The 22,965-nt window shown below is 55.4% G+C and carries 15 protein-coding genes; 7 read left to right on the top strand and 8 right to left on the bottom strand.

Annotation, left to right across the window (positions count from 1 at the left end; all coding sequences use genetic code 11):
- Position 1: 1 nt before the first annotated feature.
- The 4 genes from AM218_RS08260 to AM218_RS08245 form a co-directional block, all read right to left on the bottom strand.
- Positions 2 to 1,864, bottom strand: a complete 1,863-nt coding sequence (locus AM218_RS08260; RefSeq protein ID WP_054413422.1) for a M1 family metallopeptidase — start codon at positions 1,862 to 1,864, stop codon at positions 2 to 4.
- 200 nt (positions 1,865 to 2,064) lie between these two features.
- The gene (locus AM218_RS08255; RefSeq protein ID WP_054413420.1) at positions 2,065 to 2,982 is read right to left on the bottom strand and encodes an alpha/beta fold hydrolase; all 918 of its coding nucleotides are present in this window, start codon (positions 2,980 to 2,982) and stop codon (positions 2,065 to 2,067) included.
- A 145-nt stretch (positions 2,983 to 3,127) separates the two neighbouring features.
- Positions 3,128 to 4,228: a Smr/MutS family protein gene (locus tag AM218_RS08250; protein ID WP_054415424.1), complete on the bottom strand. Its 1,101-nt coding sequence runs from the start codon at positions 4,226 to 4,228 to the stop codon at positions 3,128 to 3,130.
- 106 nt (positions 4,229 to 4,334) lie between these two features.
- A complete protein-coding gene (locus AM218_RS08245; protein ID WP_071843733.1) occupies positions 4,335 to 5,243 on the bottom strand; it encodes a DUF2279 domain-containing protein in 909 nt (302 codons plus the stop codon).
- 191 nt (positions 5,244 to 5,434) lie between these two features.
- Here AM218_RS08245 and AM218_RS08240 point away from each other — a divergent pair, with 191 nt between their 5' ends.
- The gene (locus tag AM218_RS08240; protein ID WP_071843732.1) at positions 5,435 to 8,311 is read left to right on the top strand and encodes an alpha-amylase family glycosyl hydrolase; all 2,877 of its coding nucleotides are present in this window, start codon (positions 5,435 to 5,437) and stop codon (positions 8,309 to 8,311) included.
- 86 nt (positions 8,312 to 8,397) lie between these two features.
- Here AM218_RS08240 and AM218_RS08235 read toward each other — a convergent pair whose 3' ends face one another.
- Positions 8,398 to 9,246 (bottom strand): N-acetylglucosamine kinase, encoded by an 849-nt coding sequence (locus AM218_RS08235; protein WP_054413417.1) that lies wholly within the window; start codon positions 9,244 to 9,246, stop codon positions 8,398 to 8,400.
- A gap of 724 nt (positions 9,247 to 9,970) precedes the next feature.
- Between AM218_RS08235 and AM218_RS08230 the strand changes: the two genes are divergently transcribed.
- The gene (locus AM218_RS08230) at positions 9,971 to 10,723 is read left to right on the top strand and encodes a T9SS type A sorting domain-containing protein (protein ID WP_197273931.1); all 753 of its coding nucleotides are present in this window, start codon (positions 9,971 to 9,973) and stop codon (positions 10,721 to 10,723) included.
- A gap of 75 nt (positions 10,724 to 10,798) precedes the next feature.
- On the opposite strand, the gene AM218_RS08225 is transcribed toward AM218_RS08230, so the two are convergent.
- The 3 genes from AM218_RS08225 to AM218_RS08215 form a co-directional block, all read right to left on the bottom strand.
- Positions 10,799 to 11,851, bottom strand: coding sequence for a SusE domain-containing protein (locus tag AM218_RS08225; RefSeq protein ID WP_054413415.1), 1,053 nt, complete (start codon positions 11,849 to 11,851; stop codon positions 10,799 to 10,801).
- 111 nt (positions 11,852 to 11,962) lie between these two features.
- The gene (locus tag AM218_RS08220) at positions 11,963 to 13,522 is read right to left on the bottom strand and encodes a RagB/SusD family nutrient uptake outer membrane protein (RefSeq protein WP_231717464.1); all 1,560 of its coding nucleotides are present in this window, start codon (positions 13,520 to 13,522) and stop codon (positions 11,963 to 11,965) included.
- 47 nt (positions 13,523 to 13,569) lie between these two features.
- Positions 13,570 to 16,581 carry a SusC/RagA family TonB-linked outer membrane protein gene (locus AM218_RS08215; protein ID WP_054413413.1) on the bottom strand — a complete coding sequence of 1,004 codons (3,012 nt, stop codon included), beginning with the start codon at positions 16,579 to 16,581 and terminating at the stop codon, positions 13,570 to 13,572.
- 739 nt (positions 16,582 to 17,320) lie between these two features.
- Here AM218_RS08215 and AM218_RS08210 point away from each other — a divergent pair.
- From AM218_RS08210 to trpD, 5 genes are all read left to right on the top strand, one after another.
- On the top strand, positions 17,321 to 17,911 hold the full coding sequence (locus AM218_RS08210) for a hypothetical protein (protein WP_157547583.1): 591 nt from the start codon (positions 17,321 to 17,323) through the stop codon (positions 17,909 to 17,911).
- A 47-nt stretch (positions 17,912 to 17,958) separates the two neighbouring features.
- Positions 17,959 to 19,377, top strand: coding sequence for an alpha/beta hydrolase-fold protein (locus tag AM218_RS08205; protein ID WP_197273930.1), 1,419 nt, complete (start codon positions 17,959 to 17,961; stop codon positions 19,375 to 19,377).
- A gap of 289 nt (positions 19,378 to 19,666) precedes the next feature.
- Positions 19,667 to 21,082 (top strand): anthranilate synthase component I family protein, encoded by a 1,416-nt coding sequence (locus tag AM218_RS08200; RefSeq protein WP_054413410.1) that lies wholly within the window; start codon positions 19,667 to 19,669, stop codon positions 21,080 to 21,082.
- A 66-nt stretch (positions 21,083 to 21,148) separates the two neighbouring features.
- Positions 21,149 to 21,718, top strand: coding sequence for an anthranilate synthase component II (locus AM218_RS08195; RefSeq protein ID WP_054413409.1), 570 nt, complete (start codon positions 21,149 to 21,151; stop codon positions 21,716 to 21,718).
- 164 nt (positions 21,719 to 21,882) lie between these two features.
- The gene (trpD, locus tag AM218_RS08190) at positions 21,883 to 22,875 is read left to right on the top strand and encodes an anthranilate phosphoribosyltransferase (protein WP_054415420.1); all 993 of its coding nucleotides are present in this window, start codon (positions 21,883 to 21,885) and stop codon (positions 22,873 to 22,875) included.
- Positions 22,876 to 22,965 lie beyond the last annotated feature (90 nt).

The raw sequence follows: 22,965 nt of genomic DNA, 5'->3' as shown, positions 1-22,965 counted from the left end.
ATTACTTCCCCTCCCACAAATTATCCTTCGGGTTGCTGTCCGGCACCAGTGTAGCACCCATCTTCACCTTCGTCACCACTTTATCCGAAGGCACAGGAATAGTGACGGTCTTTGCGCCGGTTTCCCACACGGCAATGGTGCGGTGAATTTGCTGAGTGGAGTTATCGGCAAACGTTACGGTTAGGTCTACCGGCACGGGCTTGGTGCCTTTGGCTTCCACTACAATCTGGGACTCATTGCCTTGCTTGGTTACGCTGGCAATGGCCAAGTCGGGGTAGCCACCATCGAAGAACCAGCGCTGCCAGAACCAGTTGAGGTTGCGGCCGGCCCCGGCGTTCATGGAGTTGAAGAAATCGTAGGGCATGGGGTGCTTGCCGTTCCAGTTGCGGATGTAGGTGTGCAGCGCCTTCGTGAACAGTTCATCGCCCAGCAAATCCTTTACATACAGATAGCCCAGGCCGGGCTTGGGGTAGGAGTTGAGGAAAAACGGGGTGCCATTTTGCTGGGTCGTCAGCGTCACGATGGGCATATCCTGCTCCGTATGGGCGGCGCGGGCGTAGGGGGCAATGCCGTAGTCGTCGTCCAGGGTGGGGTCAATCATTTTGGAGATAATCCACTCGCCGATGGTGGCCCAGCCTTCGTCCATCCAGCCGTACTTGGTTTCGTTGATGCCCATGTAGAACGGGAACATCGTGTGGAATATCTCGTGGTCGGTGAGGGTAATGGCGTCGGCGCGGGATTCGGTGGGGTTGTCGTTCACCATCATGGGGTACTCCATCTGGTCGAGGCCATCGAAAATGGTTTCGTGGGAGTAGGGGAAGGGCCACTTGGGGAAGTCGTAGCTCATGGCCTGCACCGTTTTACGGGCGAAGTGAATCACCTCCTCGTAGTCCTTGTGCTTGGTGTTGTACACGGCATCTACACGGGTGCGGCGCTTGGTAGCGGGGTCCACTACCAGGCTGGTAGATTGCCACACGTAATGGTCGGCGGTGGCAAACACAAAGTCCGTGACGTTTTGCGCCTCAAACTGCCAGGTGTTGGTGGCGTTCTGGGCGGTGATGTCGCGGCGGTTGGCGTCAGCCTGGGTAATGATGCTGATAATGCCGTCTTTCTTCTCGGCGTCGCGCAGGCGCTTGGCGTACTTTTTCTGGAGGACCTGGTCGGTGTTTTTCAGGTCGCCGGTGGCCCACACTACAAAGTTTTTGGGCACCGTAATGGCGGCTTTGAAGTTGCTGAAGTCGTTGTAGAACTCCTGCGAGCCGATGTAGGGCAGACGGTTCCAGCCATCAATGTCGTCGTACACCGTGATGCGTGGAAAGAAGTACGCCACGAAATGCGCGCCTTCCTCCACCTCGCCGGTCCGCATGTGCGAGCCTTTGTTGAGCGTGTAGGAGTAGCTGAGAGCCACGCGGGCCGTTTGCCCCGGCGCCAGTGGCTTAATGCTCACGGGCATATTGGTGGCATCAATCTTCAACTTGGCTACATCTTCGGCCTCGCCATTGACGCTCATTTGGGCAATTTTTACTCCATCGTGCAGGTCTTCCGGCTTCACCGAAGAGGTGCGCGGCGCACCTTTCTGGTAATAGTTGGGGTATAGCTTAAACCAGATCTGCCGCAGTGAGTCGGGGCTGTTGTTCACGTAGGCAATATCCACCGTGCCCTGCACCAGGCGGGTGGCAGGGTCGAAGTTGATATTGAGGGTATAGTCGGCGGTGTTTTGCCAGTATTTGGGGCCGGGTTTACCGTCTTCGGCGCGGGTGCCTTTCTGGTAGGTGGCCTGCAGATTGCGCGGGATAGGCAAAGCTTGCTGGGCAAGAACGGGGGCGCTAGCCAACAGCAGCGCGGCAAGAAGCTTCAGAGTCATAAAAGGCAGAAGGTTTCTGCAAAGTAACACCCTGCACCTTTAGGCCTGATATGGATTATACTTTCTACCAAAACCACTCTGTCATCCTGAGCCCAGCGAAGGACCTCCTCACGTTGGAACGAGTCGTTGTTACGATAGTCGTTCTGCGGTGAGAAGGTCCTTCGCTGGGCTCAGGATGACTAATGTAATGATGCGGGAGGTTATAAAATGGATGTTGTAGAAGCTTGCTGCATTTGCGCACATATCTGCCGCAAAATCTCCTCCCAATGCTTCAGATACAGCATGTGGCCTTCGCCGGACAGCATCGTCATGTGGGTATGTGGGATGCGCTCCGTGAGGTAATGCAGGCTTTCCGGGGGCCAGATGGTGTCGGCGGTGCCGTGCCAGATAGTGGTGGGAGCGGTAATGGCCGATAGGGAAAAGGAGAGTGGCTGACAGATGGCCCGACTATCGAAATATACGCCCTGCCCCTCGTGGTTGAAGCCCTGCACGGCGGCGTCGCGCAGCAGGGCTCGGTTGGTGGGTTCAAAGCCCACTACTTGTTCTGGTGGGCCGAAGATGAGCTTCAAAAATTCGTCAATGGTAGCCTCGGGGTCGGTGTGCCACTTCTCGCTGATTTCGGCGAAGGCCAACTTGCCCAGCGAAGGCAAGTATTCGTTGGCGTAGCGCACGGCCTTCCAGCCTACTGTGAAGTCCTCATAAGCTGCCGGGTCGCCGAAGGGCAGAATCGTGCTCAGCAGATGCAGCGTATCTACCCGCGGGGGATAAAGCGCGGCCAGTGCCAGTGCGTGCAGCCCACCCGCCGACCAGCCCGTAACCCCCAGCCGCCCCGGCACCCGTAACGCCTCCACCGCATACACCACATCGGCCGCGAACGAAGCCAGCGTCAGGTTCTCATCCACATCCGACTGGCCTGCGCCCGGCCGGTCGGGTGCCAGCACCTGTAGTCCCAACTCCGCCAGCAACTCCGCACACCCCGGCACCGATAGTCCGGATGATGCGTAGCCATGGTGGAAAATAACCGCCGGGTGCGCCGGATTGCCATAGCGCGTAAGGCCCAGCCGGCGGCCATCGGGCAGGATAACGGTAAACGGTTGGGCGGTGGTAGGAATAGGCATTAAGTAAGAAATCGATAAAAAAATATCATCCTGAACTATGCGAAGGACCTTATTACGCTAAAATGACTCGTGGGTACGATTGTCGTTCTAACGTAAAAAGGTCCTTCGCACAGCTCAGGATGACAGAATTTTGAAGGGACTTAGCTTACTTCAAGCGTACCAGAGTAGCGCCGTAGCCGAATTTCTCCTTGCGGGCATCTTCAAAAAACTTGATGTCGCGGTTGCGGCTCAGGAGCTTGTGGATTTCCTTGCGCAAGGTGCCGTTGCCGGCGCCGTGGATGAAGACAATTTCGTGCATGTTGGTGGCCAGGGCCCGGCTCAGGGCATCTTCAAACGCATCCAGCTGCAGCTTTAGCATGGCGGTGTTGGAGAGGCCTTCGGCACCCTCGGGGCGCAGGGCTTCAATGTGCAGGTCCAGCTCATGCGGCGGGGCTACCAGGGACTTGGCGGGCTCCGGGATAGGTGCTACAGCAGCAGGCTTTGCGGGAGCATCACCGGAAAGCTGCTGTTTCAGAGCTTCGGCCAGCTTTTCGGGCGGCAGGGCCAGGGCTGCGGCAGGTTTTTCATCCAGCTGAAACAGGTAGGCTTCGCGCTGGAGCAGTGGGGCCTGCTGTCGGCTCTTGTAGAACGTAGCCGCCTTGAAGGCCACGCGCTTGGTGAGTAGCTCAAACGCCGAAGCGCCGTTTACCTGATGCGGCAGCACCTGCAGCACATAGGCGGGCCACTGTTCAAAATCCTTCAGGTGCAGGTGCGCCAATGGCTTGCTGGCCTGCTTGGGGCCCAGCTTGTCGGCCACCAGCCCGCGGTAGGGGCGGTCAGGGCGCTCCTCGCCGCAGGTGAACAGCACATCGGCCTCCGTATTATTCAGCAGCTGAACTGAAAGCAACTCCGGGGCCTGGTGCGTAAGCGCCAGGTAAAGTCCTTTCTGAGCAGCGGGCAGCGGGGCCGGAGCCTTGGGCGTAGCAGGCTGCTCGGTTCCATTGCTGGCCGGGGCCGTAGCGGGCGCGCTGGCCGGCCGGGCGGCCGCTGGCTTGGTGCCTTTTCCCATCTGGCCGGGTTTGAGAACAGGAGCGGTGCGGTCGAAAGCTTTGTTTTCTTCGGCGGCCACCACTACCACCTCGCGGCGCAGTACGGGAATGGTAAAATCGTTATCAATAGCTACTTCTACCAGGTCGTTGTCGAGGATGCGGGTAATAATGCCCTCTTCACGGCCGGTCAGTAGGCGGACTCTGTCTCCTACGTTCATATCAAAAAAGAAAAAAATCAGATGCAATAGGTACAACAAAGGTAACGCGCAAAAAACGCCCGCGGTTGAGCCGGGCATCAGCAACGCTCCTTTTAAACGGGCACGGCTACCAGTACAGCCCGTGCAGTACCATACCGTGCCGCTTGTTATACTCCAAAGCGGGGGCGGGGAGATGAAAAATACTGGCCACGTAGAATACCCGGCGCAGGAGCTTGCTGCGCGTGGGAATACGACGCAAATCAACATCCAGGGAGAGGTAGTACTGGCGGTAGGGGTGCAGGCCCAGGGCGGCGTTGGCATCCGCATCGTTGTACACCATTTGCTGGGCGCCGTAGCCCAGAGCGGGCTGCAGCCAGCGCGGCCAGCGGCTGGTGGCGGGCAGCCAGGCTCTGATATCGGCGCACAGCCAGTAGGTTTGGCCGTTGTAGTCTTTCAGGTGCTTTTCGGCCAGGCTGTGGCCCAGTACATTGGGGCGCAGGCCGGCGTAGCGGGTGGTATGAAAGGAGTACTTGGGCATGAGGCGCACCTCCTGCCAGGCCAGCTGCTGGGCCAGCACCCCCGCCGTGCCCAGAAAATTGGCCGCTAAGTCGGTAGCGGAAGCGCCGTATTGCGGGTCGCGGCCATCCAGCAACTCAATGGGGCTTTGCAGCAGAAAGCCCACCATGCTGCCGTACCAGATGGCTTTTTTGGCCGGCACGCCAGACCACTGCAGCATGTCTACGGCTCCACGGCTTTCGTGAAAGGCACCCCAGAAGTGGCCGGCTTTGTCCATCTGCTTCCACTCCGGTAAATCATTGAACCAGTGCAGGCTGGTGCGGGGCCCGGTGTACCAGCCTTCGCTGAGCAGGTAGAGCGTGCCGGCGTAGGCCGCCGTGCCCGCGCCCAGCAAAATGGGCAACCTTTTAGATGAAACAGGCTTTAGCGTATCGGGGGTAGCCAGCGGCACCTGCGCGGTGGTGCACAAAGCCGAAAGCAGCAGCAGGCATATACCAAAAGCACGCGTGCACCACGCCATAACACCTCATTTTGCCGGCACTACAGGGTACAGGCATCTCCCAAAACTACAATAAAACCGCCTCTGTCCTTTGGTCGCCGGGCTCAGCCGTGGTATCTTTAAGATTCAGAACCCTGCGTTTACGACGAATTTTCGCTGTTTTCGTCTGCTTCGCGAAATCTTCTTCTGTTTTTCCACTCAACTTCTGTTTAATGAAATCACTTCGACTTCTTATGCTCTGGCTGGTCAGCCTGGCTACGGTGCCTGTAGTGCAGGCTCAGGTAGTTACTGCGCAGTCTCCCTTCTTCACGGCCGATGATCAGGTCACGCTGACGTTTGATGCCACCAAAGGTGACGCCGGCCTGAAAGGCTTTACCGGAGATGTATATGCCTGGACGGGTGTTATAACCGATAAAAGCACCAGCACCTCCGACTGGAAATATGTGATTGGTAAGGCATGGACGCCGCCCATTACAAAGGAGAAAATGACGCGTAGCGCCACTAACCCCGACTTGTATACCATCACCTTCACGCCGCGTACCTTCTATGGGGTGCCAACGGCCGAGAAAATGCTGAAGCTGGCCATGCTGTTCCGCAGCACCGACGGCACCAAATCGGGCCGTGATACGGGCGGTAAGGATATTTTTGTGGATGTGGCGCAAACGTCTGCGCTGTCTGTGCGCATCACCAGCCCCACCACGGGCGTGTTCATCAATAAAAACGCCAGTGTAAGCGTATCGGGCACGGCCTCGGCCGCTTCTACGCTCACGCTTACCCTGAATGGGACCCAAGTAGATCAGAAAACCAGCGCTACCATCCTGACCAAGGATGTAACCCTGACCCAGGAAGGCAGCAATGTGCTGAAGCTGACGGCTACCAACGGTGGCACTACGGCCACAGACGAAGTAACTGTGTTTGTAAGCCCGGCTACTACCGTGGCCGCGCTGCCGGCCGGCGCCAAAAAAGATGGGGTAACCTATTTAAATGGAGGTACTTCCGTTATCCTGAGTTTGACGGCTCCCAACAAGACCAATGCCTACGTGCTCGGTGACTTCAACAACTGGCTGCCGGACACCAAGTACCAGATGAGCAAGACCAGCGCCACCGACGACATGAACACGCGCTGGTGGGTGAAGATTGACGGCCTCACTGCCGGGCAGGAATATGCCTATCAGTATCTGGTAGATGGCCTGCGCATAGCCGACCCCTACACTGAAAAAGTGCTGGACCCCAACAACGACCAGTACATTCCGGCCGTTACGTACCCCAATCTGAAGGCCTATCCCACGGGCAAAACCACCGGTATCGTATCGGTACTGCAGACCAACCAGACGGCTTACGCCTGGCAGGTAACCAACTTTGCCCGCCCCAAGAAAACGGACATGGTGGTGTATGAACTGTTGGTGCGCGATTTTGTAGCCCGCCATGATTACAAAACGGTAACCGATTCCCTGGACTATCTCAAGCGCCTGGGCGTGAACGTGCTGGAGCTGCTGCCGGTAAATGAGTTTGAAGGCAACGAAAGCTGGGGCTATAACCCATCATTCTTCTTTGCCCCGGACAAGTACTACGGCACGAAGAACGACCTGAAAAAGCTGGTGGACGAAGCCCACAAGCGCGGCATTGCCGTGGTGCTGGATATGGTACTGAACCATTCCTTCGGCCAGAGCCCCATGGTGCAGCTGTACAGCAGCAACAGCCCCTGGTTCAACGCTACGCCTACGCACCCTTATAACGTGGGTACTGACTTCAACCATGAAAGTGAGTATACCCGCTATTTCTCCAAGGAGGTAATCAAATTCTGGCTGCAGGAGTATCACATTGATGGCTACCGCTACGATCTGGCCGGCGGCTTTAGCCAAGTGCAGAAAACGGAAGCTACCTATGAGTCGGTTTTTGACCAGTCACGGGTGAATATCTGGAAAGACTACTATGCCACGCAGCAGGCTGCCAGCGCCGGCTCTTACGCCATTCTGGAAACCTTTGTGGCCAACGAAGAAGCCAAAGCACTGTCGGCAGCTGGTTTGATGCTGTGGGGCAAGATGACGGGCAACTACAACGAGGCCACCATGGGCTACCACGACGGCGGTAAATCTGACCTGAGCTATGGCTATTACAAGCAGCGCGGGTTTACGGAGCCTAACCTGGTGACATACATGGAAAGCCACGACGAGGACCGCCTGATGTATAAGAACCTGCGTTTTGGTAACAGCTCCGGCTCTTACTCCGTGAAAAACCTGAATACGGCCCTGGCCCGTCAGGAAGCGGCGGCCGCCTTCTTCTTTACTGTGCCCGGCCCTCGCATGATCTGGCAGTTTGGCGAAGTAGGCTACGACAAAGGCATCTTTATGTGCCCCGACGGCACCTACCCAGGTGATGATGGCACTGATCCTAAAAACTACGGGAAAGACCAGAGCTGCAAGCTCAGCAACAAGCCAGCCCTGTGGGACTACTACGACAACGCCAACCGTCGTCGCCTATACGATGTGTACCGCAGCCTGATTCAGCTGAAAAAGGACGAGCCGGTGTTTGAAAACTTCACTGCCTTCACGCAGGACGTGAGCGGCGCCGTAAAAACCATTCACCTGAACAACTCCGACCAGAACGTTACGGTGCTGGGCAACTTCGATGTGAAATCGGCGACGGTGAACCCCAAGTTCCAGAAAGCCGGCACCTGGTACAACTACCTGGATGGCACCAGCCTGAAAATCAAAAACACGGATAGCACCTTTACGCTGGCTCCCGGCCAGTACTTCGTGTACCTGTCGAAGAAAGTAGCCAAGCCGGCTGGTACGGTGCTGGCTACCCGTAATGAGCGGGCCGCTATGGCGCTGGGTTATTCAGTAGTACCAAACCCCACCAATGCGCAAGCGCTGCTGCGCTACACGCTGCCCCAGGCTACGGTAGTGCGCGTAACGGTGCAGAACCTGCTGGGGGCTACGGTTCGTACGCTGCCCACCACGGGCAAGCAGGCAGCCGGAGCCCATGAGCGGCTGTTGCCGGTAGAAAACCTGGCCAATGGTATTTACCTGGTTCGGCTGCAGGCCGGCGAGCTGCAGGTAACCACCCGCCTGCAGGTGCAGCACTAAGCTACCCCGCAGATGCCCACAAAAAAGGCCGCTTCCCATTGGGGAGCGGCCTTTTTTATATGGTATGTTTCTGGAAACTACCTGCCCTACTTGGTCAGTACGGTGTGGTAGTGAACCAGGTCATCGATAGGGGAGCGGATGATTTTGCCCACTTCCATGCCATGGCTTTTGGCTACCTGCTCCAGCACGTCCCGGAAGTTGTAGCCCACGGAGCCTACGCAGTTGAAGGAGTAGTTCTGGAAGTTGGGGTAATGCGTTACCAGGTTCCGGAAGAACGTTTCAAAGCCATCCAGCACAATCTCGCGGCAGTAGCTGATGTTGTTGTGGTCGTAGGCAAACTTGCTGAACGAGGCCAGGAAGCGGTTGGGCAGGGGCTGGTTGTAGAGGCGGTCAAAGATTTCCTCGTTGGTCAGGCCATACTGGTCTTTGAAGGCGTCCTGCAGACCATCGGGCAGGTAGCCGCGCATGAAGTCGCGTAGCAGGCGCTTGCCGATGAACGAGCCGCTGCCTTCATCGCCCAGGAAATAACCCAGCGAATCAATGTTTAGCTCTACGTCTTTGCCATTGTACAGGCAGGTGTTAGTGCCGGTACCCAAAATAGCAGCAAAGCCAATATCACGGCCCAACAGGGCCCGTGCTGCGGCCAGCAAATCGTGGCCCACATACACCTTTGAGCTGGCGAAGACCTGCCGCATGGCGCGTTCTACAATTTCTACTTTCTCGGGTACTGAGCAGCCGGCGCCGTAATAATATACTTCCGTCACTTCCGCGCGGGGCAGCGTGTCGGGCAGGCTCTTCTCCAAAGAGGCTACAATACCGGGCGTATCAATAAAATACGGGTTGTAGCCTTCCGTGTTGAAATAGATTTTGGTGCCTTCATTGTCAATCAGGCACCAGTTGGTTTTGGTAGAGCCGCCGTCGGCAATAATGATCATATGGGAAGGTTTGGACGTTTGCAGAAGTAGAGGAGGGGTAAAGATAACAGGACCGGAAAATTTATAACCGCAGTAGCTGAATTAGATTGTACAGATACCCTGATTTTCCAGTAGAGGGGCTTTCCGTTTCGTTTGTACATAATGATGGAAGGTTGTAACCTTTTTCTCGATAAGTTGCTAAAGCATAATCATAAAGCCTGCAAGCATATGCGCCAGGATTGTTAGATTTCGACCAGTAGCTCTCTGCCTTGATTTCTCATGTCCTGGCATTACCGATTCTGGCTCCTGCAACGTTGCCTCTGGCTTTTCCCGAATATTAAATTTTCCATTACCACCTTTTCATTTTTCATGTACTAAACCTTTACCCAATCCAATGAAAAAATTACTTACCCTAGCTGCGGCAGGCGCCTTAGCCTCCTCAGCCCTAACCGCACAAGCCCAGGTTGTATTAGACGGCCGGGTGCTAGCAACGGAGAACTACACGAAAATTGGAGAGTATACCAGCACCGTGCGTGGCTTCGGGCCTCATGGCTTGGCTGCACTCTACGCAAAAACCACGAGTACTAAATTGTACATTGCCCTTACCGGTGCTCTGGAGACTAATGGTAACTCTTTTCAGATTTATCTGAATATACCTGGCAAAGTTGGTGTAGCCTCTGGTACTGCATTACCCGCTAGTAACATTACAGGCACTTCCTTTCAGGCTGCTAAGCCGATAATGGAAATGGAAGTTGACTATGCTTTTGGGGTGAAAGGGGGGACTACTGCTTCCACCGGCAGTATTATCGACTACACCCGTTTAGTTGGCACCGGTGCCGATGCCAAAGCCACAGATCAAGTAATTGGAGACTTGCCTAACCTAGGTACAGTAGTAACAGTACCGGCAGCTACCACTGGTAATTTGAATAAAACCAGAATGGCTTTTCTCAACGTCAACTTGCTCACTGCTCATACCGGAACCGAAGGGTTGGAAATAGAACTGGATAAAGCTGACTTAGGCATTGCCAATGATGCCGTAATACAGCTATTCGCTGCTCAGAACAACGGCGACGGCGGCTTCTTTTCCTCTGATGTTATTCCTGAAGTGACAGGAAATACTGCCCCTCAAACCCCTCCAATAGGCACTAATAATGAAGGTAACCTAGGTACTAATCCCAATTTTACTACGCTTCCGGGAACCCAGGTTATTAACTATACGGCAACCATTACGGCTAACCGGGCCGCAGTAGCCCGCACCCTCGGCTTTGGTGTTTACCCAAACCCCGCCCGCGAGGCCAAAGTTGTTTACACGGTAAGCGGGCGGCAGAATGTAGCCCTGGAAGTGGTGAACCTGCTGGGCCAGCGCGTACGCACCCTGTCGGCGGCTGCTCAAACCGGTCCGCAGGAGTACAAGCTCTCGGATCTGCGTGCAGGCACTTATCTGGTGAAGCTGCGCGTAGGTGACCAGCTAACTAGCCAGAAAGTGGTGATTGACTAATTGCATAGCTGAATTAAAACAAAAAAGCCCCGCTGCTCAGCAGCGGGGCTTTTTATATGGTATAAGGCGAAGTGATTATTGCTTCGCTAAGGAATAGCTGTAGTTACCCTTGCCTTTGCTTAGGTCCAGCGTAATAGTATAGGTGCCAGCAGTCTCAATTTTGATGTTTTTGCCATCATAGTCGGGCATGCCATTAGGCTCGTTGTCACCGAAGTTCTTGTCGGCATCCCAGCTGTTGGTACGGAATTTCATCTCACCAGCTTTCAGCGCGGTAGTAATGGTCCATACACCTTTGGTTGCGTCATAGGTCATGGGCGTATCGCTGTTCCAGTCGTTAGCAGTAGCCGATCCAATGATGCCCCAGGAAGTCTTGAGCAGGGAATAGCTATTGGTATTCAGGTTTACAATGATTCTGTAATACCCGGCATCTGGAATCATCAGGTCACTGCCCTTGGGCTTCAGACCAAAGGCGCTACCATCACTACCATAGTCATTATCCCAGTTACGGGCCGGCGTAAACTTGAAACCACCAGCTTCGGTGAAGTTCACGTAACCTTCATAAACCTTGTCATCAGCTGGCGAAGCCAACAGAGGAGCCGTTTGTGGGCTCCAGCCCTGATGGTTACCTGGCACATAAAGCGCCGGATAGGTAATGAAAGAAAGATAAGGAGAACCTGCCAGCGTAGTAGAAGCCGACATCATGGCCTTCACAGGGTTTACGGGTGCGTTTGTTGCCAGATTAGAAACAACCCGTACCTCCACCTGCGAATCAGTACCCGGAGTTAAACCAAGCGCCAGCATAGCAGCGTTGATTTCGCTTACTGTGAAGGTTTTTGTCAGGCTGCTGCCAGCATTGTAGTTATACGGCTTGGCAAACTTGTTGTCCTTTTTGTCAAACTGGATAGTATACGTCTGGGCAGCCGCATAACCATAAGTGGCGGGTTTCCAGGTATACGTTACCGCAGGCGAGCCGGCATTTTCCTGCACCAGCGAAACACTGGCTACAGAAGCCGTGAGCGTAGGAGCATCACCGGGCTGTGCCGTTACTTGTACTTCATCCTTCTCGCAGGAAGAAAAAAGAAAGACGGCTGCACAGACCCCTATTAATTGGGTAAGCCAATTTTTCATGTTTGCAGATTGTTAAAACGAATGTGGGATGGGGAAAAATTTTCTCTAACTGGGTGTTGAACAGCAACTCAACTGCGCTTTGTTCAACACCCAGTTAGAAAAATTATCCGATTAATAACCTGGGTTTTGCTTCAGGTTGGGGTTGGCTATCAGGTCAGTAGTAGGAATTGGGAACAGCACACGGAAATTCTCCACGGCAGCACCCTCTTTCACACCACCTTTGAAAGGCCATACATATTCGCCACCGGTGTATTTACCGAAGCGGATCAAGTCCGTACGACGGTGACCTTCCCAGTACAGCTCACGACCACGCTCGTCCAGAATATCCTCCAGGTCAACTGAAGCCAGAGGAGTAGCACCGGCACGCTCACGAACCGTGTTTACTGCATCAAGCGCAGTACGGCCACCCACGGGAGCACCACCACGCAGAACAGCTTCCGCATACATCAGATAATCATCGGCCAGACGGAACATGGGGAAGTCCGTATCGGGGAAATTGCCTTCCGTATCGGAACCCTGAGCGCCGGTTGAAGTCACGTTCTTATACTTCGTAACAGCATAGCCATCCGTGAAGGTGAAGATATCGTTGATTTCCTTCTTCTGACCAGGCGTATAAAATAAGGCGCGCTCATCGGTGCTTGCAGCCTCACCGGGGAACAGCTCCACCAGGTTTTTCTTGGTGCGGTTACCGCCCCAGCCACCATTAATACCAAACTCAGCTGGGCTCATGCTACCACCTACTGCCGCATGTACCAGGAACGTCATGCCACCATAGGTTTTGGTGTGCAGGCCATCAAACGCTACCGGGAAAATAACTTCGTCACGGGCAGCCGTTTTGTCGTTATCAGCCAGGAAAAGCTCCTGATAGTTAGGAGCCAGAGTATACGTGTTAGCGTCAAGCACTTTAGCAGCGTAGATAGCCGCATCGTTGTTGCGCTCTTTGCCGGTGTATACCTGGGCATTCAGATACAGCTTGGAAAGCAGCATCCAGGCAGCCGCCTTATCGGCACGGGCATATACCGCTTTGGGAGCCAGCAACTCGCCGTCAATTGCCTTCAGCTCCTTCTCGATGTAATCGAAAACAAACTGGCGCGTCTGCTGCGGCGGAGGCGTGTTGCCTACGGTCGAAGTTTCATCAGCGAAAGGAATGTTACCGAACATGTCGATACCATGCCAGTAGCTGAGGGCACGCAGGAAGCGGGCCTCGGCGCGGTAGGTTCTGATCTTCGCCTGCTCGGTTTCCGAAATGCCACGCTCGTTCAGCTTTTCCGGCGTGGTCTGCCGGATGAACTCGTTGCAGAGGGAAATCTGATAGAAGATACGGTCATAAATGGCCCGTACAAACTCGTTGTTGGCATTCCAGGTCAGCTTGTTGTAGTCGGGAAGGTTGCCGTCGTTCCAGCCAATGATAGCTTCATCCGTGGTCAATTCCTGGGCACCCCAGTACTGACGCAGATAGTTGGAGAAGCCTTCATCAATACCGGTAATGTCGGGCAGGCCGGCCGGGCCTTCCTGGCCGCTTACGGCCAGTGTGGCGTACAGACGCGCCAGTACCTGCTGAATCTGGGCGGGGTCGCGGTAAACAACTTCCGTGTTCGTCAGGAAGTCCGGCGACTGGTCCAGCTCATTCACGCACGACGTGAGCGGTGAAAGAGAGGCAGCAAGTAGCATAGCTACTCCTATACTGCGTACAAATTTATTTTTCATGATGGGATTTTTTAGAAGCCGATGTTCAGACCAAGCGTGAACGTGCGGGGACGCGGATAGATAGTGTTGTCGATGCCGTTAAATACCTCCGGGTCAAGACCTTTATAGTTCGTTACCACGAATGCATTCTGAACAGACAGCGAGAGATTTATGTTCGCCTTGTCCTGGGCAATTTTGCCCACATTATAGCCAAGTGTAATGTTCTCCATGCGCAGGAAAGAAGCATTCTCGATGTAGTAATCCGAGAAGTACTGCGCCGTGCTGAACTTAGAATCCAGAACCTCTGGGGTAGTGTTGTTCAGGAAGCCGGTAGAACCCTGCGTGAAGGTGGAAGCGGACCGCAGGTTGTTGTACACATAGTTGTCAAGGCTGGAGCGCATAGTGAAGGCCAGGCTGGCCTTACCGTAGCTCACGTTAGAGCCAAAGCCCAGCAGCCACTTCGGACGTGAGGACTTATAACGGTAGCGGTCCAGGTTGTTAACAATACCGTCGTTGTTACGGTCTACATATACACCTTCCAGGGGCTTGCCATCCGTGCCGTATACCTGCTGGTATACATAGAATGATTGAGCAGGGAAGCCTACCGTGTTTACCTGAACCTGGTTGCCGGTACCACCACCAATTGCATCACCGGTAAGGTTACCAACGGAGTTGGCTACCTCCACGCTGTTGAGGCGGGTAATTTCATTCTCATTGTAGTTACCGTTGGCGTTCAACGACCAGTTGAATTTGTCGCCGCGTACTACGTCTACGTTCAGTACGGCTTCTACACCGCGGTTTGTCAGGCTACCTACGTTGAAGTTACCTTCGTTCGAGAGGTTGGCCAAGGCAGCTACCTGAATGAAGTTGAGCAGGTCTTTGGTGTCACGCTTGTAAACGTCTACCGAACCCGACAAACGGTTGTCCATGAAACCGTAGTCCAAACCTACGTTGTAGGTAGTAGTAGTTTCCCACTTCAGGCCTGCGTTATAGAAACCGGCACGGCTGGTAGTAATGAACTGGTTGCCCAGCTGATACTGCGCCGTGTTGCGGCTAGGCGTGTAAAGCGCCTGGTAGCCATACAAGCCGGAGTAGTTGGTGCCCTGGCCCAGGTCCTGCTGACCGGTCTGGCCGTAGCCGAAACGCAGTTTCAGGTCAGAAATAGCCGAAGAGCTGGCGAGGAAGTCCTCACCCTTGATGCGCCAGGCGAAGGCACCGGAAGGGAAGTAGCCCCAACGGTTGTTTTCTGGAAAGCGCGAAGAACCGTCAGCCCGGAAGGTACCGGTGAACAGGTACTTGTCCTTGATGTTGTAGTTGGCACGGCCGTAGAACGACAGCAGGCGGTAGCCCGGATCATAGTAGTCCTTACCGCTGATGGGCATGGTAGCAGGAGTGAAAACCTCTCCGGTTACGGTACGGTCATCAAATACGAAAGTCTTGTAGTCGAAAGCCTGGTAGGAGTGACCGGCCAGTAGTTCCAGACGACCAACACCCACTTCCTTGTCGTACTTCAGATAAGCTTCCAACAGCTTGTTGTCGTTGTCGGCAGCGTATTGGTTGCTCTGGCCTTTGCCCAGACGCGCACCTACGAAGGTAGCCGAGTTAGGAGCTACGTATACGGTACCGCGGCCACGCTGAATGTCGTAACCCAGGTTCAGGTTAGCGCTCAGACCATCAATATAAGGCAGGCGATAGTCCAGCTGAATATTGCCAATGCTACGCTTTACCGTGCTCCGGTCGCGGCGCTGATTGATCAGACCAACCGGGTTGCGGGGAGCCAGCGTGTTCACGTTGCCATCCTTATCCAGGAACTGGAAGTAGCCGCCGTACTTAGCCAAACGAGGGTCGTTGGAGTAAACAGGTTGGGTCGGGTCAAAGAAAACAGCAGACGAAACAGCGCTACCGGCCGAGAAGTTGTTGTCAATCCAGGAGCCTTTCAGGTTCAGGGAAACACGCAGCTTGTTGTCCAGCAGCATAGGCGTGAGGCTGATAGCACCCGTGTAGCGCTTCAGGTCGTTGTTCAGCAGCAGGCCTTCCTGGTCCAGGTAGCCACCCGAAACGCGGAAAGGAACGGCACCTGCAGAGCCACCAATGCTGATGTTGTTGTCGGTGGTATTGGCCGTGCGGAAAATCTCCTTCTGCCAATCGGTGTTGGCGTTGCCCACAATCGTTTTCTGCTCTGCGTTGCCGCGGGCGTTAACTAGGGCGCGGTACTCGGGGCCGTTCAGCACGTCCACGAATTTGGTAGCCTCCGAAATAGAGTTCTGGGAGCTAACAGTTACCGAAAGCTTCTCTCCCGAAACACCACGCTTGGTGGTAACTAGGATAACGCCGTTCGATGCACGCGAACCGTAGATAGCCGTAGCCGAAGCATCTTTCAGCACCGTAATGCTTTCGATGTCGTTCGGGTTAATCATCGACAGGGCGTTGGGCGCACCAGAAATGCTCTGGTTGTCAACGGGAACACCATCAATGATAATCAGAGGGTCGTTGGAGGCAGACAGCGAAGAGCCACCGCGGATGCGGATAGAAGAAGCCGTGCCCGGAGCACCACCACCGGTGGTAATCTGCAGACCAGCCACTTTACCCTGCACCAGCTGCTCGGGGTTAGTAACCTGACCTTTTACGAATTGCTTCTCCGAAATCTGCTCCACCGCACCCGTCAGGTCCTGCTTACGCGCAGTGCCGTAACCGATAACAACAGCTTCATTCAGCAGGGTGGTGTTTTCAGCGAGGTTAACGTCCACGGCGGTGTTTTGCCCGGCCTGAACCGTTACGTTACGGCGCGTAGTGGTAAAACCTACGAAGGAAGTAATAACCACATGCGGGCCAGCCGGAATGTTCTGAATAGAGAACTGACCATCCGAGTTAGTTGAGGTGCCCAGGGAGGTGCCTTCAATAAGCACTGTTACGCCTGGCAGCCCTTGGGCCTTTTCGTCCACTACCCGCCCACTAATGGAGCCGGTTTGGGCGAATGCGCTGGTAAAACCAGTGCACAAGAACAACAGCAGAAACAGTAGTTTCGGCAGATAATGGTGTTTCATTAAGAAAGGGGTTGAGTGTAAGGGAAAAAAAGTTGCATATCTCATCAGTTGAGTAGAGCGTCTGGTATCCTAGATAAGTACTATTTTTTTGGAAGAGTACTGATATTTAGACATCCTATTCTCCTGCCTCCGGGTTCAGATTTGTTAAGAATCTTCGCAAGATAAAGTTTTGAAAGGCACAAAAACAATGTCAGGCCTTCTTAGGCTCTGTATTGTAATAAGTCTATTTTGCCGGCGAAATTTCGCTGTTCCTCAATCGTTTGCTGTTCAGTCAGTCAGTTCTCACTTTCCGCCAAAGTAAAACCAGCCCCAGTCCCCAAGATTTTTCTGCTGCCTGCAGGTATCAGAATCTTGAAATTTATTCGTTTATAATGCCTGGGGCTTGATTTTATGATTGTTCACGTAGCCATAAAGGTAAGGTGTCTTCCCTAGTAAGCATAGGAGCAGCAGAGCTAACTTCCGGAGCGAAAAAGAAGGCAAAAGCGGGAGTAAATCCGATTTTGAAGCCCCTGAAGCAGGAGATTTTTTATCTGCATCTGGCAGATCAAAGGCCGGGGTTGGGTCGTTTTTAGAAATAACGGCTAAATCAGCCCTTAATAAGCGGCAGTCCAAAACCGACTTCTAAGCAAGGCAAAAACAGTGGGGGCAGGGCTCCGGTAAGCCGGTTCCCGCACTCCAGGGTATTATTATAGCATAAAGGATATACAGGATGCGGTTGGTTTGTGTAGCTTCGCATAGTATGAAACGTATTTTGTTCGCTCTTTTCGTGGGGGCGTTGCTTTCTGGTTTGGGAGCTATGGCTCAGGGGCGGGCAGGAGCCCGGGGTGGAAAAGCAGCCCCGGCACCCCGTATGCAAACCGTGCGGCTGGACGACCCGGTTCTGGTATTTTACCGCGAAAAGCCTCCCGGCAATGCGGCCCAGCAGCTGGTTATGGATGCCAAGGTGCTGCCCCAACTGGCCAAACTTAGCTTTGAGGAGCTACTTAACCGGCCCGATATCTACTTCGACGGCATTGACAGCCGGGAACTGCCGGGCTCCGCCAAAAACAAGGATAAACTACGCCTGGTAGGCTCCTATGGCCTGTCCAACTCCAAGCGCCAGCCGGCCGGTGATGGCCGCAGTCAGTATGTGCGCCTGCGCAAACCCAAGCAGGGCGTATTTTATGTTTTTCTGGATGATGCCAGCCAGTACCGCTCCCTGGTAAATGATGGGCATGGGGGCTCCCGGGTAGATTTCCAGGCCAATGTGCTGCCCGGAATCGACTCCGTGCGGGCCGTATATGTGCTGCGGCTTCTGGACCCCGCGCAACGCGGCGCCAGCATTCGGTGACCTTGCCCCAGAACTTATCCGGCCTATTGCCTGCCCAAATTATGCGTATGAATCCCCTATTGGCCCTTTCGGCCCTATTGCTCATGGTATCCAGCGCGCAAGCGCAGGTTACTTTTAAGCTTACCGTCGTTCCCGCCAGCACCCCCGCCAATGATATTATTTATCTAGCGGGCTCTTTTAATGGCTGGAACCCCGGCAGCACCGCCCTGGCGAAGAACCCGGATGGCACCTATCAGATAACCCTGCCTAAAAGCACCGGCGCCATAGAGTTTAAGCTTACCCGGGGCTCCTGGGACAAAGCCGAAACCGATGCCAGGAACAACGACGTAGCCAACCGCACTTATACCTTTGGGGCCGCCCCCGCCACAGTAGAGCTGCAGGTACAGAACTGGAAAGACCTGGGGGGCGGCACTGCCGCCTGCGCCAGCACCGCCCTGCAACCCAATGTGCAGGTAGTCAGCGCCAACTTTGCTATGCCCGAGTTGAACGGCCGCACCCGCCGCGTCCTGATTTATTTGCCTAATGATTATGCTACCACCGCGCGCCGCTACCCGGTGCTGTACCTGCACGATGGGCAGAATGTGTTTGATAAATGCACCAGCTACTCCGGGGAGTGGGGCGTAGATGAAGCCCTGAGCCAATTGCAGCAGGCGGGCCAGGATCCAACGGGCGCAATCGTGGTAGCCGTGGATAACGGGGACAATTCCCGCCTGGATGAATACTCGCCCTGGCGCAATGTAAAGTATAAGGCCGGAGGAGAAGGGGATAAGTATGTCGATTTTATGGCCCAGACCCTGAAGCCTTACATTGATGCTCATTTCCGCACCCTCACGGGCCGCGAGTATACCGGCCTGGCCGGTAGCAGCATGGGCGGATTGATTTCCGTTTACGCCGCTCTGAAGTACCCGGAGATATACAGCAAAGTGGGGGTGTTTTCGCCGGCTTTCTGGTTTGTCAAAGACCCACTGTTTGAATACGTGCGCAAAACCGGCTATAAACGGCCTACCAAGTTCTACTTCACATCTGGGACCACCGAAGACGAAACCATGGTGCCGCTCATGGCCGCTATGCGCGACTCCTTACAAAAGCTGGGCTTCGCTGCCGCTGATATGAGCTTCAAGCCCCTGGAAGATGGAAAGCATGCGGAGTGGTTCTGGAAGCGGGAGTTTCCGGCGGCGTACCAGTGGCTGTTTCCGGCGGCAATGCCTACCGCTACAAAGAGTAGCCGGCCAGCGCTGGCTTTCAGCGCCTATCCTAACCCTGCTCAGCAACAGCTGGCCATTCAGCTGCCCGCTACCGTGAAAGACGCCAAAGTGGAAATTCTGGATGGTACCGGCCGCCAGATAGCCAAGGCCAAAGTGCGGAGCGGCGGCACAGTAGATGTTAGCCGATTGGCCAAAGGCTGGTACGTGCTGCGCGTAGCGGCGGGCAAGGAGGTTGGCTCCCAGGCTTTTATGAAGCAGTAGCGTTCTGATTAAAATTTTGGCCTGAAAAGCACTTTCTGCTTGCTTCGTAAAAAGGCAGGCTTACCTTTGCACCCGCAGCCCCTCAGGCTGTCTTTTCTCTGATGACAACTCAATTGACTTTGCAGGCATGGTGGTGGCCCCTCGGAATCTCCGGACGGGACAACCTGTGCGTGCGTTAGAGTTGTATAGTAGCAACTTCGCATCGACCTAACAGAAAGCCCGGCCATCCCGCCGGGCTTTTTTATTGCTGCCCGGCGTTGGAGCCTTCTCTCAACCACCAACCCCGCATATGCAAACCTTCCAGCTTACCACCCGTTTCCAGCGCGTACTGGCCGATACCGTAACCCCCGTAGGCCTCTACCTGCGCCTCCGCGACCGGTACCCCAACTGCCTGCTGCTGGAAAGTTCCGACTACCACGGCCAGCAGAACGCCTTCAGCTACCTGGCTTTTGACCCGCTGGCCAGGTTTGAGCTGCGCGGCGGCGAACTGGCCCTGAGCTTCCCCGACGATACCACCCACACCGAAACGCTGGCTGAGCCCCGGCAGGCGCTGGCACGGCTGCAGCAGTTCTCCAACAGCTTCCAGACCGAAGAAACCGGCCACGACTTCATCACCGGCGGACTGTTCGGGTACATTGGCTACGAGGCCGTGCAATACTTCGAGGATCTGGAGCTGAACACCAAAAAGCTGCCGGCCGGCGAAATTCCGGATATCCTGTACAGCACCTACCGCTACGTTATTGCCGTTAATCACTTCCGCAATGAGCTGTTTGTATTTGAGCACACTCTGGCCGGCGAGCCGGCGGATGAAAGCGGCCTTACGCGCCTGGTAAACCTGATTCGCAACCCTTCGCTGCCGGATTTCAAGTTTCAGGCCGTAGGGGAGGAGCAGACCAACCAGACCGACGAGGAGTTTCTTCAAGTGCTGGCGCAGGGGCAGCAGCACTGCCGCCGCGGCAACGTGTTCCAGATAGTATTGTCGCGCCGCTTTCAGCAGGGTTTTTCGGGGGATGAGTTCAACGTGTACCGCGCCCTGCGTTCCATCAATCCCTCCCCGTACCTGTTTTACTTCGACTACGGCTCCTTCAAGATTTTCGGCTCCTCGCCCGAAACCCAACTGCTGGTGAAAGGCCGCCAGGCCAGCCTTTACCCCATTGCCGGCACCTTCCGCCGCACCGGCCACGATGCCGAAGACGCCGCCCTGGCCCAGAAGCTGGCCGATGACCCTAAGGAAAATGCCGAGCACGTGATGCTGGTAGACCTGGCCCGCAATGACCTAGCCCGCCACGGCGACAAAGTGGAAGTAAAGGTGTTCCGCGAAATTCAGTTTTACTCCCACGTCATTCACCTTGTAAGTGAAGTAACGGCCCAACTGGCCCCCAAGGCCAGCTCCCTGCAGGTGGTAGCCGATACCTTCCCGGCCGGCACCCTTTCCGGGGCCCCCAAGCACCGCGCCATGCAGCTTATTGATGGCCTGGAACCCACCGCCCGCGGCTACTACGGCGGCGCCATTGGCCACCTGGGCTTCAACGGCGACTTCAACCACGCCATCATGATTCGCTCTTTCCTGAGCACGGCCAATCAGCTCTACTTCCAGGCCGGGGCCGGGGTAGTGGCCGCCTCAGATATCAACTCCGAGCTGCAGGAAGTGCATCACAAGCTGGCCGCTCTGCGCAAAGCCCTGGAAGAAGCCGAGCTGGTATAATACTGCGTAGCGTCATGCTTCGGTCAGCCCGGCAGGACGTTCAAAAAATCAAAAGCCTACCCGATTATGAAACTCCTCGTTCTCGATAATTACGACTCCTTCACCTACAACCTCGTGCAGGTACTGCGGGAGCTGGGGCACACCGATAACGTCACCATCATCCGCAACGATAAGCTGACAGTGGAAGACGTGGCCGCATACGATGCCATCCTCCTTTCCCCCGGCCCAGGTCTGCCTTCCGAAGCCGGCCTGATGCCGGAAATCATTCGCCAGTACGCGCCCACAAAACGCATTTTAGGTGTATGCCTGGGGCACCAGGGCCTGGCCGAGAGCTTTGGCGGTGAGCTGTACAATCTGCCGCAGGTGCTGCATGGCCTGGCCACCGAAGCAGAAGTGGTAGCCGAAGACAGAATGTTCGCCGGCCTGCCCGCGCGCTTCAAAGTGGGCCGCTACCATTCCTGGAGCGTACGGCCCGAGTCAGTGCCCGATACGCTGGAAGTCACCGCGCTGGACGAAAACGGCCAGGTCCTGGCCTTCCGCCACCGCGAGTATGACGTGCGCGGCGTGCAGTTCCACCCCGAGTCTATTCTCACGGAGCACGGCCACCAGATGCTACGCAACTGGCTAACTTCATAAAAGGCCGTCATGTCGAGCGAAGTCGAGACATCTCGCTAGTGTGGTAAATAGTGATTAGCACTGCACCATCAGCACGCGAGATGTCTCGACTACGCTCGACATGACGCATAGGTGAAAAAAATCAGCGTAATCCCCTTTTAATCCGCATCATCTGCGGTTTGATTTTGAAACAGATACTCAATCAATTATTTGATCAGCAGCTGCTCTCGCATGGTGAGGCGCGGGAAGCCATGCTGCGCATCGGTCAGGGCGAAGCCAACGGGTCGGAAATGGCGGCCTTCATGACGGTGTACCGCATGCGCCCCATTTCGGTGCCGGAGCTGGCGGGCTTCCGCGACGCGCTGCTCAGCCTGAGCCGCGACCCGGAGCTGGGCACCCGCGACACAGTAGACATTGTAGGCACCGGCGGCGACGGCAAAGACACGCTGAACATCAGCACGCTGGCCTGCTTTGTGGTGGCCGGCGCGGGCTATAAAGTAACCAAGCACGGCAACATCGGGGTATCCTCGGTGTGCGGCTCTTCGGATGTGCTGGCACAGCTGGGCGTAGGGTTTGGGGCCAGTAATGAAGTACTGCAGCGTCAGCTGGAGCGGGCTAATATCTGCTTTCTGCATGCGCCATCCTTCCACCCGGCCATGCGCCACGCGGGTCCGGTGCGGCGGGAGTTGGGGGTGCGCACCTTCTTTAATATTCTGGGGCCGCTCGTAAATCCGGCCCGGCCTAAGTTTCAGGTGGCGGGCACTTTCAGCCTGGAACTGCTGCGGTTGTATAACTACTTATTGCAGCAAACTGATACCCGCTATGCCGTGGTGCACGCGCTGGATGGCTACGATGAACTCTCCTTAACTGCCACCGCCAAACTGGCCACGCCGTTAGGGGAGCGGCTGGTAACGGCAGCTGATTTCGGGCTGGCTACCACCCTGCCCGCGGAACTGGCCGGCGGCCGGACAGCCGCCGAATCGGCGCAGCTGTTTCTGGATGTGCTGGAAGGCCGGGCTACCCGCGCCCAGCGCGACGTGGTAACGGTCAACGCCGCCCTCGCCATTGGCTGCCTGGAACCTGACTTCAGCCTCGCCGCTGCCTTAGCCGCGGCGCAGGAGTCCTTGGACTCCGGCCGCGCCCGCCAGGCACTGCGTGAGCTGGTAGCCGCGCAGTAAATCAGTCATAAAAAAACAAAACTGTCATCCTGAGCTTGCGAAGGACCTTCTCACAACAGAACGACCATTGCGCTTACGCAAGAAGATAGC

It is taken from the genome of Hymenobacter sp. DG25A, assembly GCF_001280305.1.
GTDB lineage: Bacteria > Bacteroidota > Bacteroidia > Cytophagales > Hymenobacteraceae > Hymenobacter.
This window is presented reverse-complemented; position numbering and strand designations above follow the sequence as displayed.

Coding starts and splice junctions, on each gene's coding strand:
- AM218_RS08260 (WP_054413422.1), bottom strand. CDS start 1,864: ATGACTCTGAAGCTTCTTGCCGCGCTGCTGTTGGCTAGCGCCCCCGTT.
- AM218_RS08255 (WP_054413420.1), bottom strand. CDS start 2,982: ATGCCTATTCCTACCACCGCCCAACCGTTTACCGTTATCCTGCCCGAT.
- AM218_RS08250 (WP_054415424.1), bottom strand. CDS start 4,228: ATGAACGTAGGAGACAGAGTCCGCCTACTGACCGGCCGTGAAGAGGGC.
- AM218_RS08245 (WP_071843733.1), bottom strand. CDS start 5,243: ATGGCGTGGTGCACGCGTGCTTTTGGTATATGCCTGCTGCTGCTTTCG.
- AM218_RS08240 (WP_071843732.1), top strand. CDS start 5,435: ATGAAATCACTTCGACTTCTTATGCTCTGGCTGGTCAGCCTGGCTACG.
- AM218_RS08235 (WP_054413417.1), bottom strand. CDS start 9,246: ATGATCATTATTGCCGACGGCGGCTCTACCAAAACCAACTGGTGCCTG.
- AM218_RS08230 (WP_197273931.1), top strand. CDS start 9,971: ATGGAAGTTGACTATGCTTTTGGGGTGAAAGGGGGGACTACTGCTTCC.
- AM218_RS08225 (WP_054413415.1), bottom strand. CDS start 11,851: ATGAAAAATTGGCTTACCCAATTAATAGGGGTCTGTGCAGCCGTCTTT.
- AM218_RS08220 (WP_231717464.1), bottom strand. CDS start 13,522: ATGCTACTTGCTGCCTCTCTTTCACCGCTCACGTCGTGCGTGAATGAG.
- AM218_RS08215 (WP_054413413.1), bottom strand. CDS start 16,581: ATGAAACACCATTATCTGCCGAAACTACTGTTTCTGCTGTTGTTCTTG.
- AM218_RS08210 (WP_157547583.1), top strand. CDS start 17,321: ATGAAACGTATTTTGTTCGCTCTTTTCGTGGGGGCGTTGCTTTCTGGT.
- AM218_RS08205 (WP_197273930.1), top strand. CDS start 17,959: ATGAATCCCCTATTGGCCCTTTCGGCCCTATTGCTCATGGTATCCAGC.
- AM218_RS08200 (WP_054413410.1), top strand. CDS start 19,667: ATGCAAACCTTCCAGCTTACCACCCGTTTCCAGCGCGTACTGGCCGAT.
- AM218_RS08195 (WP_054413409.1), top strand. CDS start 21,149: ATGAAACTCCTCGTTCTCGATAATTACGACTCCTTCACCTACAACCTC.